16 protein-coding genes are annotated in these 15391 nt (G+C 62.5%); 10 read left to right on the forward strand and 6 right to left on the reverse strand.

What is annotated here, in order from left to right; all coding sequences use genetic code 11:
- Positions 1 to 44 precede the first annotated feature (44 nt).
- The 4 genes from LG376_RS02045 to LG376_RS02060 form a co-directional block, all read right to left on the reverse strand.
- Positions 45 to 515 (reverse strand): DUF3592 domain-containing protein, encoded by a 471-nt coding sequence (locus LG376_RS02045; protein ID WP_225746018.1) that lies wholly within the window; start codon positions 513 to 515, stop codon positions 45 to 47.
- Positions 516 to 2138, reverse strand: a complete 1623-nt coding sequence (gene menD / locus LG376_RS02050) for a 2-succinyl-5-enolpyruvyl-6-hydroxy-3-cyclohexene-1-carboxylic-acid synthase (RefSeq protein ID WP_225746019.1) — start codon at positions 2136 to 2138, stop codon at positions 516 to 518.
- Positions 2139 to 2210: 72 nt separating this feature from the next.
- On the reverse strand, positions 2211 to 2942 hold the full coding sequence (locus LG376_RS02055) for a hypothetical protein (protein ID WP_225746020.1): 732 nt from the start codon (positions 2940 to 2942) through the stop codon (positions 2211 to 2213).
- 78 nt (positions 2943 to 3020) lie between these two features.
- Complete coding sequence (locus LG376_RS02060; protein ID WP_225746021.1) at positions 3021 to 5423, reverse strand: excinuclease ABC subunit UvrA; 2403 nt, start codon at positions 5421 to 5423, stop codon at positions 3021 to 3023.
- A 360-nt stretch (positions 5424 to 5783) separates the two neighbouring features.
- On the opposite strand from LG376_RS02060, the gene LG376_RS02065 reads away from it, so the two are divergent.
- Positions 5784 to 6554 carry a hypothetical protein gene (locus tag LG376_RS02065; RefSeq protein ID WP_225746022.1) on the forward strand — a complete coding sequence of 257 codons (771 nt, stop codon included), beginning with the start codon at positions 5784 to 5786 and terminating at the stop codon, positions 6552 to 6554.
- Positions 6555 to 6557: 3 nt separating this feature from the next.
- Here LG376_RS02065 and LG376_RS02070 read toward each other — a convergent pair whose 3' ends face one another.
- Positions 6558 to 7574 (reverse strand): o-succinylbenzoate synthase, encoded by a 1017-nt coding sequence (locus tag LG376_RS02070; RefSeq protein ID WP_049377882.1) that lies wholly within the window; start codon positions 7572 to 7574, stop codon positions 6558 to 6560.
- A gap of 84 nt (positions 7575 to 7658) precedes the next feature.
- Between LG376_RS02070 and LG376_RS02075 the strand changes: the two genes are divergently transcribed.
- The 9 genes from LG376_RS02075 (at position 7659) to menE (ending at position 14703) form a co-directional block, all read left to right on the forward strand.
- On the forward strand, positions 7659 to 8120 hold the full coding sequence (locus LG376_RS02075) for a DIP1984 family protein (RefSeq protein WP_049377868.1): 462 nt from the start codon (positions 7659 to 7661) through the stop codon (positions 8118 to 8120).
- A gap of 293 nt (positions 8121 to 8413) precedes the next feature.
- Positions 8414 to 9382 carry a 1,4-dihydroxy-2-naphthoyl-CoA synthase gene (locus LG376_RS02080; RefSeq protein WP_034656212.1) on the forward strand — a complete coding sequence of 323 codons (969 nt, stop codon included), beginning with the start codon at positions 8414 to 8416 and terminating at the stop codon, positions 9380 to 9382.
- Positions 9383 to 9397: 15 nt separating this feature from the next.
- A complete protein-coding gene (locus LG376_RS02085; RefSeq protein WP_005322953.1) occupies positions 9398 to 9547 on the forward strand; it encodes a hypothetical protein in 150 nt (49 codons plus the stop codon).
- A gap of 91 nt (positions 9548 to 9638) precedes the next feature.
- Positions 9639 to 9827, forward strand: coding sequence for a hypothetical protein (locus tag LG376_RS02090; RefSeq protein ID WP_005322954.1), 189 nt, complete (start codon positions 9639 to 9641; stop codon positions 9825 to 9827).
- Positions 9828 to 9996: 169 nt separating this feature from the next.
- Positions 9997 to 11163 carry a metal ABC transporter substrate-binding protein gene (locus tag LG376_RS02095; protein ID WP_049377867.1) on the forward strand — a complete coding sequence of 389 codons (1167 nt, stop codon included), beginning with the start codon at positions 9997 to 9999 and terminating at the stop codon, positions 11161 to 11163.
- Positions 11164 to 11169: 6 nt separating this feature from the next.
- Complete coding sequence (locus tag LG376_RS02100) at positions 11170 to 11856, forward strand: metal ABC transporter ATP-binding protein (RefSeq protein ID WP_005322958.1); 687 nt, start codon at positions 11170 to 11172, stop codon at positions 11854 to 11856.
- Positions 11856 to 12686, forward strand: a complete 831-nt coding sequence (locus tag LG376_RS02105) for a metal ABC transporter permease (RefSeq protein WP_049377866.1) — start codon at positions 11856 to 11858, stop codon at positions 12684 to 12686. Before LG376_RS02100 ends, LG376_RS02105 begins: the two co-directional genes overlap by 1 nt.
- A complete protein-coding gene (locus tag LG376_RS02110; RefSeq protein WP_005322960.1) occupies positions 12686 to 13513 on the forward strand; it encodes a metal ABC transporter permease in 828 nt (275 codons plus the stop codon). Before LG376_RS02105 ends, LG376_RS02110 begins: the two co-directional genes overlap by 1 nt.
- Before the next feature lie 56 nt (positions 13514 to 13569).
- Entirely contained in the window at positions 13570 to 14703 is a 1134-nt protein-coding gene (gene menE, locus LG376_RS02115; protein WP_005322961.1) for an o-succinylbenzoate--CoA ligase, read from the forward strand.
- On the opposite strand, the gene LG376_RS02120 is transcribed toward menE, so the two are convergent.
- Positions 14704 to 15375: a metal-dependent transcriptional regulator gene (locus tag LG376_RS02120; protein WP_034656208.1), complete on the reverse strand. Its 672-nt coding sequence runs from the start codon at positions 15373 to 15375 to the stop codon at positions 14704 to 14706.
- Positions 15376 to 15391 lie beyond the last annotated feature (16 nt).

Consider the following 15391-nt stretch of genomic DNA (forward strand, 5'->3'; position numbering starts at 1 on the left):
ATTTTCTTAAGCTTATGGTGAAGCCAGCGGAAAATCTTGGTTAATTATTTCTCCGCGCGGCGGGTAAAGAAGCTAATCAGCTTCCACATCACGGCCGCGATGAGCGTGGCAACTACCCCTACCGAGAGCGCCGGGATAATGGCCAGCGTCCATTCGCGGCCTTCGACCTTGACCAGGTCTGGGTTGTCTTGAGCGTATTGCACCCACACCTGCTGCCCCTCGCCCAGCCCACTGGGATAGAGCAGCCCGTGCTGTGGGGTGTGGTAAATCCCTTCACTGTCTTGGAAATCCACCGTGGTGCGCAGCACGCCCACATCCTTGACCGTGGCCAAAGCGCGCGCGGGGTGGCTGGCGATGGTGTGATCATTAAGCGCCGGTCCGATGATCATCGCTACCACGCCCACGAGTGCGGCCAGATACAGCGCCAGCGTCAGCTGGTGCAGGCGGCGGCGATAGACCGCGGGCGTATAGCGCGGCACCACCGCGGCGTGCGGCTTATGCTGCGGCGGGGCCACTTACTGGCCTACCTTTGCGGTGAGCTTCTCATTGAGCGCCCGGCGCGTAGCACGGGTGGTCTTGGCCTCCACGACGGTAATCCCGGTGGAGTATTCCTTCAGCTCCGCCAGCGTATCCAATAGCTCCTGCGGGGTGGTCACCTCGCGGTAGTCTGATTCATAGGCTTCTGCCAGCTTGCCGACGTCCACCCCATGCGGCGTGCCAAACGCCGGCTCGAAGGACTCGCGCAGCGCATCGGCGCCTTGTTCCAGAGTCTCGAAGATGCCGCCGCCATTGTCATTGGCTACCACAATGGTGAGGTTTTCCGGTCGTGCCTGGTCTTCCGGGATGAGCAGGCTATTCGCGTCATGCAAGAAGGTGACATCCCCCATGAGCGCCACAACGCGTGGGGCACGCCAATTTGTGGGATCCAGCGATTGCGTGGCCAGGGAAATGCCGATGGCCTGCGCGATGGTTCCATCGATGCCGGCTGCCCCGCGCGGCGAGTACGTATCCACGCCGTCGAAAGGCAGGCCCACCATGGAGGCGTCACGCACCGGATTCGAAGCGCCGAGCACCAGGGTGTCATTGACGGAGAGCGTATCGCCCACCGCGGCCGCGACGTGCAGACCGGTGAATCCCAGTTCCTCATCCTCGAGGGTCTCGCGCACGGCTTGCCCCGCCATGTCGGTTGCGCCTTCGCAGATCTTCATCCACTCGCGGCTCGGCTCACCGGTGACCTTGACGGTGGTGCCACGCCGGGCCTCTTCGCCGCGCTGGTTGGTGAAGTCCTTGGTGCGCGAGAGCACCACTAATTCAATATCCGGATCATTCATCAGCGCTAGCACGCCACGGTGCAGCGTCGGATGCCCCACGACGATGACCTGTTCAACCTTGGTGTTGACCACATAATCATTCGCGGAAACCTGCGCCTTGCGGAAGATATGCGCCGCCGCCGGATGCACCGGATGGTACGGGCCCGGCGCGCTCGGCTCTGCGATGGTTGGCACGTCTTGGAGGCCTTCTACCTCCCAGGCCTCATCACCCGCAATAACCAAGGTATTCTTGCTCAAGTCCACGGCCACTTCACCGTGGTCCACAAAGGACGGCGCGGGCTCGCGCACGCCATCGCCGGAGGTGTGGTCCGGCAGGGTGGCGTCGACAAGCGGGGCATCAAAGGCCACATTGATGTGTACCTGTAGGTCTTCGCGGAAACGCTGGGCCATCGCCGCGATATCGTCCGCGTCGATGACCTGGGTGGTGTCCGCATAGACGCCGAAGATGCCCTGCTGCTCGATGGTCTGGGACGCCCCCGTGCCCACCAGGCGCTCCGGCCGATCCGCGCTAATGATGGCCAGCGGCGTATGGGAATAGTGTGCCTCCACCACGGCTGGCAGAGTATTGGCCACCGCAGTTCCCGAGGTCATCACCACGCCCACGTGGCGGCGCTGCACCCGCGCCATGCCCAGGGCGGTAAACGCTCCCCCGCGCTCGTCGAGGCGGGTGTGGACGCGGATATCATCACGCGCCAACAGCGCCAGCGACAGCGGCGCGTTGCGCGAACCAGGGCACAAGACGACATCCGTGAGGTGGCGCGCCAGTTGGGCGGCTACCTTCTCAGCCAACTGCATCGATTCATTCATACCGCCCGATTTTACCTGCCCGCGCGCCATTTCCCTTACCGGGCAGGTGCTGGGCGCTTAGTTCTGAGCGCCCTACTGGTTGGCCGGCTGCTCGCCGCCGCCCAGCAGATCGTTAAGGAGGCCCTCAATGTCCACGTCGCTGCCCTTATCCAGCTGGTCTTGTACCTCCGGTGGCAACTCGGTCGGGATATCGGACGGCAGGTCATTCTGGAAGTCCGGCAGCTTCGGCAAATTATTGGAGTTCTCATCCTGCGTATCCGGCTCTTCGGTCTGGGTCACGGTGGTGGGAACCTCCGTGGTCAGCGTTTCCGTCACCGGCTGTGGGTCCGGCTTATCCGCCTCGTCCGCAGCATTGCGCCACAGGAAAAACAACACAGCCGCAGCCAGTACGGCAAGTACCGCGATGGCTGCGAAGACGCCGGCCATAGCCCCGCCACCGCTGCGCTTCTTCTTGCGCTTTTCCGGCTGGTCCGGATCATAGTTCGACGGCACCGGCTCGTACTCGGGCTGCTGCGCGTATTGCTGGCCATATGCCTGCCCGGCCGGCTGCTGATAGTTCTGGCCGTAGCTTTGCTGCTGACCGTAGCCCTGCTGATAGCCAGCGGCCGCATCGAATTGACGAGTCTCATTCTGCGGCTGCTGCTCTCCCGGGAAGTACTGCTTGGGGTGCTCGCGGCGCGCTTGGTCGCGGTTGGGGCCGGCGGCATTATCGGGCACGCGGCCAATCTGGCGCGTGGCATCATCCGCCGGGCTGGACCAGCTGCGGGTTTCCTTATTATCGCCATGAGGGCCTTTAGTAGTCATACCCTCTACCTCTACCCCATTTTGCTGTGAGATCCCAGAGAGGTCTCCCACAGCTAACGGGTAGCTAAGCCTCGCCGCTTAATGCGCTCGACGTGCACTCAAGGCGCGGCCCGTGGCGGTATCCTCTGCGGCAACCTGCGCCGGAGTGGCATCCGCGATGATGCGGCCGCCATCTTCGCCAGCGCCCGGGCCCATCTCAATGATGCGATCCGCCTTCGCCATGACCGAAAGATCATGCTCGACGACGATTACCGTATGGCCCGCATCCGCCAGCTTGTGCAGCTCGGTATTGAGCAGGTCGATATCAGCTGGGTGCAGGCCCGTGGTGGGCTCGTCCAACAGATAGACCGTGTGGCCGCGACGCGAGTTGCGGGAACGCTGCAGCTCCGTGGCCAGCTTGATGCGCTGAGCCTCGCCGCCGGACAGCTCCGGCGCGCCCTGGCCCAAGCGGAGGTAGCCCAGGCCGACGGCCTGCAACGTGGCGATGGCGCGGTAAATCTTTTCTTCCTCGGCAAAGACCTCTGCGGCCTCGTCCACGGTCAGCTCCAAGATGTCCGCGATGGTGCGGCCCTGCCAGGTCACCTCCAAGGTCTCCTCATTGAAGCGGGCACCGCCGCATTCTGGACATGTGGTGTACGAGCCCGGCAAGAAGACCAGCTCCACCTCGATCTTGCCCGCGCCGCCGCAGGTGGGGCACTGGCCCTGTTTTACGTTGTAGGAAAAGCGCGAGACCGTCCATTTGCGCTGTTTAGCCTCGTCGGTGGAGGCGAAGAGCTTGCGAACGTTATCGAAAAGCCCGGTATAGGTTGCCAGCGTGGAACGCGGGGTGCGGCCAATGGGCTTCTGGGTAATCTGCACGACGCGCTTGACTCGGTCAAAGCCCTCCGTGCTCTCCACGGACCAGCCCTTATCCTCGGTCTCTTCCTCATCGGAAACGGCCGTAGCGGACTCTCGCAACAGCCCAGCCAGCACCGTGCTGACCAGGGTGGACTTGCCCGAGCCGGAGACACCGGCGACCGCCGTGAATTGGCCCAAGCCAAAGTCCACATCCACGTTGTCGATGCTGCGTGCGTTAATGCCGCGGAGGGCGAGGTGGGAGGAGGGGGTGCGGGGGTCGTCGGCAAGCGCGAGCGTGCGGTGAGCCAGCGCATTGGCGGTAGGGGTGTCCGCGTCATAGTCTTCGACTGGGCCCGAATAGACCACGTTGCCGCCGCGCTCGCCGGCCAGCGGGCCGACGTCAACGAGCCAGTCCGCTTGCGCGACCAAATCCATGTCATGCTCCACCAAGAGCACGGAGTTGCCGGCCGCGATGAAACGGCGGCACATATCCATGACCGCGTCGCGCTCATCGGGGTGCAGGCCGGCCGAGGGCTCGTCGAGCACATAGGCCACGCCAAAGAGACCGGAGCGCAGCTGCGCTGCCAGACGGATGCGCTGCATCTCGCCGCCGGATAGGCTTTGCGTCGGCCGATCCAGGCTTAGGTGCGCCAAGCCGAGCTCCAGCGCCGAGGTCAAGGCGGGAAGAATCTGTTTGAGCAGCAAATCCTCGGCCGAGTTCTCCTCCGGGTTCTGCTTGCTGAGCACCTCATGCACCCTATCCAGCGGCAGCGCGCCCAGCTCATCAATCGGCATGCCCGCATAGGTCACCTTCAGCGCGGCCGGGTTGAGGCGGCGGCCGCCACAGGTCTCGCACTCGCGGGATTCCATATAGGACAGGGTGCGCTTGCGCAGCGTATCCGATTGGGTCTCCGCCAGCGTCTTATTGAGGTAGCTGGCCACCGAGCGCCACGTGCCCTCATAATTGCGCTGAATCTGATCCTTGCCACGCAGGGGCTTGACCGTGACTACGGGGCGCTCTTCCGTGAAGAGGATCCAGTCGCGGTCCTCTTGCGGCAGGTCCTGCCACGGCGAATCCAGGTCATAGCCCAAGTTCATCAAGATGTCGTGGAAATTCTTGCCGGCCCAGGCACCGGGCCACGCCTGGATGGCGCCTTCCTCGATGGAGAGGGTGGGATCTGGGACCATGGACTCCTCGGTGGGCTCATGCACCACGCCCGTGCCGTGGCACTGCGGGCACATGCCCTCCGGGGTATTGGGTGAGAAAGAATCCGAGTACAGGCCCTCCGGGTTATCCCCGGCGCGCGAATAGAGCAGGCGCACGCTATTCGAAAGCGCGGAGACCGTGCCGACCGTGGAGCGCGCACCACCGCCGGAGGTGGATTGCTGCAGCGCGACCGTCGGCGGTAGGCCCTCTACCTGGCTCACTTGCGGGTCAACGGCGGAGCTAATAAGGCGGCGGGCGAAGGGAGCCACCGATTCGAGATAACGGCGCTGGCCTTCGCCGTGAATGGTGCCGAACGCCAACGAAGATTTGCCCGAACCAGACACACCGGTAACTGCGACGAGCTTGCCGCGGGGCATATCGACGTCGACGTTGCGCAGATTGTGCAGGTGGGCATCGCGGACCTTGATAGTAGACATGTCCTCTAGCGTACGCACAGGCGGCGGGTTGGGCAGTTTGAAGTCTGACAGCAGTCTCCTTAAGCGGTTCGCCGGTTTTCTTTTCCCGGTTCACCGGTTTTCAACGATTTCGTCCATACATATGGCGAAAATCGTCGACGATTTAGGTGTTTTAGATGGACGAAATCGTTGAAACGAGGAAAGTGGAACCTTCCTGGAAGATTTCCAGTCCAATGAGACATGTGGACGAGAAATGAATTACTAGAATTAGGCCTTACTGACTATCAAATCCGCTGCAGGATTAGTGAGGGAACGCTTGTACGCTTGCGGCGCAACTGTTACATCGCGGCGGAGGCGAGCGCGAGGGACAAGGTAGCCGCAATGGCGCAGCTTTATCCGGATGCGGTGTTTTCGGGGACGGCCGCGCTCGCAGCCTATGGCTTATGCGAGGTGCGGCTGCCGGCAACGATTCGGGTGGATAACAATTGCCGGACACATGCGAATGAGCTGGTGCGTACTGTGAGGTCGCGGCCAGTGCCAGCAAATCGGGTGAAAGGTGTGCGGATGGCGTTGCCCGCGCAGGCGGTAGCAGATGCGCTGAGCTTCGAGCGCTGCGGCGAGTGGCTGCTGAAGGAAACACTGGCGCAGGCGTATCGCGGGCTCAACGGGAGGGGAAGGTTCGCGGCCGATTTAGAGATGGTGACCAGCAAGGAAAAGGATGCAGTTCGCGAGCTGGCGGAGGAGGCGCCGGTAGGTACGGCGTCGAAGTGGGAGCAGCGGATGTACCACGAGATGCGGCGGGTGGGTCTCAAGCCGGTGCCAAATTTCCGGCTAGGACCATATACCTGGGATTTAGGCTTCAAAGCGGGAACGACCGTGGTGGACTTGGACTCGCTTTACTATCACACGCCGGAGAATAATCACCGGGAATTCCTCATCGGGACATGGAAGACCAATCATGCGGTGCAACACGGGTGGGCGCCACTGAAGTTTACGGATGAATGCACCGACTACCACCTCAAGCTGGTGGTGGAGACGGTGCAGGAAACGGTGGCGCATCGGCGCAGTGTGCGCGGGCTAAAGAACAAGCCGCAGAAGGTGCGCCGCGCAATGGCAACTCCGGCGTGGAGGTTTCACCAGAGCTTGCTCTAGGCCCTAGTCAGCAAGGTGCGGCCAGCAAGCACGAACGCGGTCGAACCACCAATCGCGGCGGTCGGCGGGGGCGGCGAGTGCAGCGAGGCGGTCTGGGTCGGGGGCGAGGATATCGGCGGGAAGGTGGCCATCGACAAGCGGGCGCGGGGCGGTGACATCCTCTTCGAAAAGGGAGCCGGTGGCAAGACCGGCGGCGGCCGGGGTGACGTCGATGTCCTCGTCGTCGTAGATGCGCGGAAGCGCGGCGACGGCTGCAAGGCCCATATTGATGCCAATGGAGGTATCGAGCGCGGAGGCCACTGTGATATCCATATGGCGCTGGCGCAGGTGTTGGGCCACCTCGAGGACGCGGCGCACGCCGCCGAGCGGGGCGGGCTTGACCACGGCAACATCTGCGGCCTGCAACTCGGCGACGCGGTACGGGTCGGCGACCTTGCGAATGGATTCATCGGCGGCGACGCGCACAAAGAGGCCGGCGCGCATAAGGCGGCCGCGCACCTGGGCGAGTTCCTCGGTGGTGGCGCAGGGCTGTTCCATATAATCCAGCGGCATCATCATCTGCGCGGCCTCGACCGCCTCATCGACGGTCCAGCCGCCGTTGGCGTCCACGCGCAGGATAGGGATATCGCCGCGTTGGGTGACGGCGTCGCGGACGGCGCGGACGCGAGCGGCGTCGTCGGCAAGCGTGTGCCCCTTCTCCGCTACCTTGATTTTGAAGGTGCGGCAGCCGGGGTAGCGCTCCACCACGGCCGGGACCTCGCTGGCGGGTACGGCTGGGATGGTGGCGTTGACCTCGATGGAATCGCGCACCGGCTCCGGGAAGCCCTCGTAGGCGGCCTCGAGCCCGGCGCGCAGCCACGCGGCGGACTCGGCCGGGCCGTATTCCAGGAAGGGCGCGAATTCGCCCCATCCGGCCGGGCCATCGATGAGCAGGGCCTCCCTAGTGGTAATGCCGCGGAAACGCACGGCGAGCGGGAGGGAGACTACGTGGGCGCGGTCGAGGACGTCATCGATATGCATGGCCTTCATGGTAGCGCCCGCTAGCCGTTGACCCCTCCCCCGCTCTGCGCTATTTTGGGAACCCATACCAATAGAGGAGGAATTATGCTGCTAGCTGAGGCATTGGCGGAGCGCGCCCAGGCGCAGGAGCGCCTCAATAGCCTGCACGAGCGGCTGCTCACCGTGGCCCGCGTGCAGGAGGGCGATACCCCGGATGAGGATCCGCAGGCACTACTGCGCGAGCTTGACGGCGTGGCCGGGCGCATCGATGAGCTGGTGCAGGCCATCAATGCGACGAATATCGCCACCGCCTTTGATGAGAAGAGGAACTTGATGGAAGCCCTCGCGCTTCGCGACGGCCTCTTGCGCAAGCGCCGCATCTACCACGACCTAGCGCAGCGGGCGGGCACGCGCTCGGATCGTTATTCCCGCACCGAGATCAAGTTTGTCTCCACCATCCCGGTGGCGGAGCTGCGCAAGCGCGTCGATGATTTGTCTAAGCAGTACCGCGAGCTGGATACCCGCATCCAGCAGCTGAACTGGAATACCGAACTGAAAAACGGATAGTCATATCGCGCGCTGCTTAAAGCGCGCGATGGTAGCCCACACACCTGCAGCGAGCAGGCCCCCACCCTGGAGGGGAAAATCCTGGGACACAGGCCCCCTTTAGCGCTTTAAGGGGCGGGGAGTTCGAGTCTCCCCATGGCATGGAGTACCGCGCTGGTACGGCGTACACGGGTATTATGCGGGGCAACAACCTCGCAGTATCGCGTATTGATTATTACCAGCCTGCTGGGCAGCGTGTGTGGGTGAGGGTTGGGAATGGGGACTATTCTTCTTTTGCCACTAAGCTGGCCGTCATGAGCGAGCAGAAAAAATACAGCACCGATAATCCGTTCCGGCCGGAATTGTGGCATGCCGTAGAAGGTTTTGAGGACCTGACGGATATCACCTACCACCGGCTCAACGGCGAGGGCCGCAAGAACGGCATCGTGCGCATCGCCTTCGACCGCCCGGAGGTGCGCAATGCGTTTCGCCCGCATACCGTAGACGAGCTCTACCGCGCCCTCGACCACGCCCGCCGCACGCCGGATGTGGGCACGATTTTGCTCACCGGCAATGGCCCCTCCGAAAAGGACGGCGGCTGGGCGTTTTGTTCCGGCGGCGACCAGCGCATTCGCGGCCGCTCCGGATACCGATACGCCACCGAGCACGCCCACGATGATGCCACCGCGGATGAATCCACTGTGGACACCGCCCGCGAGAAGGTGGAGGGCGGCCGCCTGCATATCCTCGAGGTGCAACGCCTTATCCGCACCATGCCCAAGGTGGTCATCGCCGTGGTCAATGGTTGGGCGGCCGGCGGCGGACACTCGCTGCACGTGGTCTGCGATATGACGGTCGCCTCCCGCCAAGAAGCGCGCTTCAAGCAGACGGACGCGGACGTGGGATCCTTCGACGCCGGCTATGGCTCGGCGTACCTGGCCAAGATGGTGGGCCAGAAATTCGCCCGCGAAATCTTCTTCTTGGGCCGCACCTACGATGCCCAGCGGATGTATGAGATGGGCGCGGTCAATGAGGTTGTCGATCACGCCGACTTGGAAGACGCCGCAATCCAGATGGGCCGCGAAATCAACGGCAAGTCCCCAACAGCCCAGCGCATGCTGAAGTTCGCTTTCAACCTGACCGATGACGGCCTCATGGGCCAGCAGGTCTTCGCCGGCGAGGCGACCCGCCTGGCGTACATGACCGACGAGGCCGTCGAGGGCAAAGAAGCATTCCTCGAAAAGCGCGACCCGCAGTGGGAGCAGTTCCCGTATTACTACTAGCCAGGAGTTAGCACGATGTGGATTTTCGCCATCGGCTTGGCCACACTTGCACTGGCGGGCGTCATCGTCTCGCGAGTGTGGATGCTCAAGCGTATCAAGGATGCGCAGGACAGCGGGGAGCGTCCCTTCGATCAGGAGGACACCCCGCGCAATCCATACATGTAGCGGAGTAAATGGCGTGGGACGCCCTCGGACCGGAGTGAGACATCTCAAGCAATTGTGGACATGCCCATAGTTAATACTTAAAGTGTCGAACATGAAACTCTGCAACTCATTCGTCATGCTCGCAGCACGCGTCGCCCTGGGCGTAATTCTCATCGCCCAGGGCTGGCAAAAGTTCTCCGAATGGACCGTCGCCGTCGCGGGCCTGATGCTCGCCGCCGGCCCCGGCATACGCTCCCTGGATCAGCTCCCCTTCAGCAAAAAGGCAAAAGTAGCCAAATAAGGCCACCGCTTCCTAGCCTCTCACTTCACTCATTGAAGTGAGAGGCATTTTTAAATTTTGGCAGCTTAAGGAAGAGATAGGACCACCTAAGTTCATTACGTTGAACAATCTAGTTCAAGGGTGCTAGTGTTTGTTGAGTTCACTTCTCCTAATGCAAAGGAAGTTCATTATGAGCTCAAATCACAGCACCCCACGCCGGCCCCTACAGCGCATTCTCGCAGGCACCTGCGCCCTCGCACTCGGCGCCAGCCTCGCCGCTTGCAGCGCCTCGAAGGAATCCATCGACGCTGCAAAGCCGAAGGACGGCGACACCGTCAAGGCCGTGGCCACGACTACCCAGATCTGCGACTACCTCACCCAGGTAGCCGCCGGCGGCCTCAAGCTCCACAAGGTCGACTCCCAGGGTGCGGAGACCAACTCCGGCGAGGGCCCAGTGACCCTCGACCTCACCTGTTTGCTCGCCCCCAACGCCAGCGCCCACGAGCACGAGATGACCCCACAGCAGATGCAGGCGCTCTCCCAGGCCGACTACATGTTCGTCAACGGAGTCGACCTCGAGCACTTCCTCGACCAAGCCGTGGACTCCTCCGGCTTCCACGGCGTCATGGCCGTGACCTCGGGCGTCAAGAGCGAAGGTATGGGCGATGGCAACGGCAAGTACACCATCGACGAGGGCATCGAGCACGTGAGCCCGCGCCCGTGGCCTTTCCCGGGGGAGGACGGCGAGGCCCCAGAATTCAAGTACGACCCGCACGTGTGGACCTCCCCGAAGCAGGCCAAGATTCAGGTCGACAACATCGTCAACACGTTGTCCCAGGCCTCCCCGCAGGCCAAGGACGCCTTCACCGCCGCCGGCAAGAAGTACACCGACCAGTTGGAGGACCTCGACAAGTGGGCCAGCGATTCCATGTCCGCAGTTCCTGAGCAAGACCGCGTGCTCTTCTCTTCCCACGACGCCTTCGGCTACTTCTCAAACGCATACGGCGTGAAGTTCATCGGCTCCGCACTGTCTGACTTCAACAACCAGCAGGACGCCACCTCGCGCCACATCGACGAGCAGGCAAAGCAGATCCGCGAGTCCGGTGCCAAGGCCATCTTTGCGGAGAATTCCAACAGCTCGAAGTCCATCGAGGCCATCGCCCGCGCCGCAGGCGTCAAGGCGGTTACATCCGACGACGCTTTGTACGGCGACTCGCTAGGTGTGCCAGGCAGTGAGGGCGAGACCTACATCGGATCCATCGTCCACAACATCAACACCCTGGTCAGCGCCTGGGACTCCGAACAGCAACCGTTGCCGGAATCGCTGCAGGCATTCGACGTCGCCAAGCGCAAGTAGCTCTATATGTCTTCCCCATTAATCACTCTGCGCAATGCCACCTGCGGCTATGGCGCCCGGGATATCCTCACCGACGTTGATCTTGAGATCCGCGCGAGCGAGGCCGTGGCGCTCCTGGGGGCCAACGGCGCGGGCAAGTCTACGCTGCTCAAGGCAATCACTGGCCTGGCTGCCTTGCGCGGCATGGCCACCATCGACGCCTCGCTCGGCTACGTCCCGCAGTACCAAGACTCCGACCTGAGTTTTCCCGTCACGGCTTACAAGGTCGTGGAAATGGGCCTTTTGCCATCAGTGAGCTGGTGGCATAGGTGCACGAGCATGCGTAGCTATCGCGGCCATGTACTCAATGCCCTGCGACAAGTGGGGATGGAGCACCTCGCCGAGACGCGGTTTGGCCAGCTCTCGGGAGGGCAGCGCCAGCGCGTGCTCATCGCGCGCGCGTTGGTTTCGGCCCCGGAGCTGGTGCTTCTCGACGAACCCTTCAACGGGCTTGATCAAGAAAGCCGCCGAATCCTGATTCAGATCATTGCGGATCTCAAGGAAGCAGGAATCGCCCTGCTCGTCTCCACTCACGACCCCATCTTGGCGCAGCACACCTGCGACTGGGCGGCGTTTGTGCTCGACGGCAAGGTCCACACCATGGGAACCGAGGAAGCAGTGGAAACCTATATGGAGCAAGGTGCGCGACTGTAATGGAGCAGATTCTCTTCGCCCCGTACCTGCGCAATGCCTTCCTCTTCCTGCTGTGCCTATCGATTGTGGGGGCTGTCATTAGCGTCCTCGTTAATCTCCGCCGCATGGAATTTACGGTGGAAGCCCTCGTGCACTCGGTTTTTCCAGGCATCGTGGTAGGGCTCATCGTGGGCGGCATCCCGGGCATCGTGCCGGGTGCGGCCGCGGTGGCCACGGTGACGGTGCTGGTGCTGGCTTCTCTGGGTTCTGGGCGGCGCCAGTCAGCGCGGAAGCTGGATATAGAAGCCGGAACGGCCGTGGTGCTGACCTTCATGTACGGCATCGGCGTGGTCATCAGTTTGGCCTATGGCGACAAGTCCGGGCAGCTGGAGGCGCTCATGTTTGGCCGGCTTCTCGACGTCACGCAGTCCAGGCTGGCAACCTCCGTCACGCTCTGCGTGATTGCGGCACTGCTCATCCTGACAACCTGGCGCATGCAGATTCTCGTCGCTTTCGATACAGCAGCGGCCCGCGCCATGGGCGTCAACGTGGCGGCTTATGAGCTCATTGCGAATGTCGCGGTTGGCCTAATCGTGGTGGCGGCTAGCTCGGCAGTGGGTGTGTTGCTGGTTATCGGTTTTATTGTCATTCCAGGCCTCTCGGCGCGCTTGATCGCAGGATCCCCGCGCAGCATGTGCTTCTGGGCTGCGGGCTTGTCCACGCTGGCAGTGGTGGTGGGATTTGCCATCATGCTGTCCCAAACCGCGCACCAGATTTCGCCGCAGGCAATCGTCAGCTTGATGCTGGTTGTCACCGTGCCGCTAGCGGGCTTGAAGGGGGTATTTAGCTAATGGGACTGTCTCATCTTGATCCAGAGATCCTGCGGATGCCCCTCCTTGAGGCCATTGCTGTGGGATGTTTATCTGGCTTGGTTGGAACCTTGATGGTCATGGGCAAGCGCGTCTTTTTCGCCGAGAGCCTGTCGCACGGAATCTTCCCCGGCGCGGTGCTCGGCGTAGTGGTGGCCAACCTTCTGAGCTTGGATCTCTCCACGGGTTTGATGGTGGGCGCGGCACTGTTCTGCCTACCTTTGGCCTGGCTTATGCGGTGGTTGAGTACCGTCGAGGGCATTTCTTCGACCGCTGCCGCCGGCGTGACGCTCACCCTGGGATTTTCCCTGGGCATCTTGTTGCTGCGCTGGTTCCAACCGCTACCTATCCACGTGGATAGCTTTCTCGTGGGCTCGCTGACCACTGTCAATGCGCAGGATGTCTGGTTTGTCAGCGCCCTGGTGGTGGTCAGCCTTGGCGTGCTGGTAGCATTTCGCCGGACGTTGGTCTCCTTCTACTTCGACCAGACGTCCTTCCGCGCACAAGGTGGAAATCCCGGCTGCTATGACTTGCTTACCCTCACGCTTATCAGCGTGACCATGGTGGTGGTGATTCCCGCGGTGGGCACTATCTTGTCCCTGGCGCTGCTGGTAGCCCCGGCGGCGGCGTTGCAGCCGTGGATCAAGCGCCCGACCCAGCTCATGCTCGGTGCCGGTATCGCGGGCATTGCGCTGGCATGCGGCGGGCTCTGGCTGGCGGCCGCACTCAGTTTGTCGGCGGGCGGCTGCATCGCGGTGCTGGCGGGTGTGTTCTATTTGCTCAGCATGGGGCTGCGGGCCTTGCTCTAAACGCCCGGCGCGCCGCCTCCCGGGACGAGCGATATGCCCGGGTAACCTGATTATTCGTGACTCATATCCTCGCCCCACTCCCAGTCGATCCCCGCAATCCCGCAGGAATTTTGGATGACCTCGAGAAGGCCATCGCTGGGCAGACCACGCTCTTACCCCTTCCCGCAGCGGACCGCACGCGGACGGAATTGCTGCGCAACCACATGCGCGCGGGCGAATCGATTGCTGAGGACATTGCTTTGGTGGTGTCCACCTCGGGTTCCACGGGCACACCGAAGGGTGCGCAGCTAAGCCCGCTTAACCTGGTGGCGAGTGCGGATGCCACCCATTCTTTCCTGGGTGGCCCCGGCCAATGGCTACTGGCCATGCCCGCCCACCATATCGCGGGCATCCAGGTGCTCGTGCGTTCGTTGGTGGCGGGTGTGGAGCCACTGTGCCTCGACCTGTCCCAAGGCTTTAACATCACCGAGTTCGCCCGCGCAGCAGAAGAACTCGCCCACACCGAGGACCGCATGTACACCGCGCTCACACCGATGCAGCTGCACAAGGCACTCGATTCGCTGGACGGCATCCAAGCACTGCGCCGTTTCAACTCCATCCTGGTAGGTGGAGCAGCGCCACATCCCCAGCTATTGGAATCTGCGCGCAAGCTCGACATCACCGTGGTAACCACCTATGGCTCCTCGGAGACTGCGGGCGGTTGCGTCTACAACGGCACTCCCCTGCCCGGCACCGAGGTGCGCATCGGGGAAGATAACCGCATTTTCCTGGGCGGGCCGACCATTGCGCAGGGCTACCGCAATGTGGAATCGCGCGACTTCGTCGGTGGCTGGTTCGCAACTTCCGACGCCGGGGAGCTCGACGCCCACGGTCAACTCACCGTCACTGGACGTCTGGACAGCATCATCAACTCGGGCGGGTTGAAGTTGCACCCAGAACAACTGGAACAGCTCTTGTTGCAGGTACCGGGCGTCGACAGTGTATGCGTGGTGGGCATCCCTGATCCACGTCTTGGCCAGATGATCGCCGCAGCTTACACCGGCTGGGCCTCGCGCACCGACATCCTCGAAGCGCTCGATGACCTGCCTCGGTGGCAGATTCCGCGCGAGATTATCCGCATTGCTGAGATGCCGCTGACCGGCCCCGGCAAGGTGGACCGTCGTGGTGTCGCAGGGCTCTTTAAGAACTGATTAGACTTCGTTAGCGCGCACCGTCACGTCGGCGGCCGCGACTTCCGCAAGAGAGAACTCCTCGTCCCCTGCGTGCAGGTTGAGCAGGCCCGCAACGCGGGAATCGACTACGACCTCGACGCCCAGGCCGACGCCATGGCTGTCGAGGTAGCGCAACAGCTCGGTGTCTCCGTCGCATACCCGCTCGATGGTGACAGGGGTGTGAAGGGGGACGTCGTCAAGCGTGAGCGTGCCAAGGTCCTCGATGCTGCCCTGCGCGTCGGGGATGGGATCGCCGTGGGGATCGCGCTGAGGATGGCCCAGGTGCTGATCGAGTCGATCGATGAAGCGATCGGAGCATGCATGCTCGAGGAGATCGGCATCCTCGTGAACCTCGTCCCAGGTGTACCCCAGCTCTTTGACCAAGAAGGTCTCGAGGAGACGATGGCGGCGGACCATGCCCATGGACAGTGCCTGGCCCTCTGGGGTCAGCGAAACGCCAGCGTAGCGCTCATGTTCCACCAGCCCTTGGGCAACGAGACGCTTTACGGCTTCCGACGCCGTGGGCACCTTTTGGTTCAATCGCCCCGCCAGCTCCTTGAGCGCGATGGGCGCGCCGCCGGAGTGCTCGGAGAGGTCCCACAGGACTTTGAGGTAGTCCTGGGTACGTTCAGGGAGATCGCTTAAATGCATGACATTCATCGTAGTA

It is taken from the genome of Corynebacterium sp. Marseille-P4611 (assembly GCF_916618765.1).
Classification (GTDB): Bacteria; Actinomycetota; Actinomycetes; order Mycobacteriales; family Mycobacteriaceae; genus Corynebacterium; species Corynebacterium marquesiae.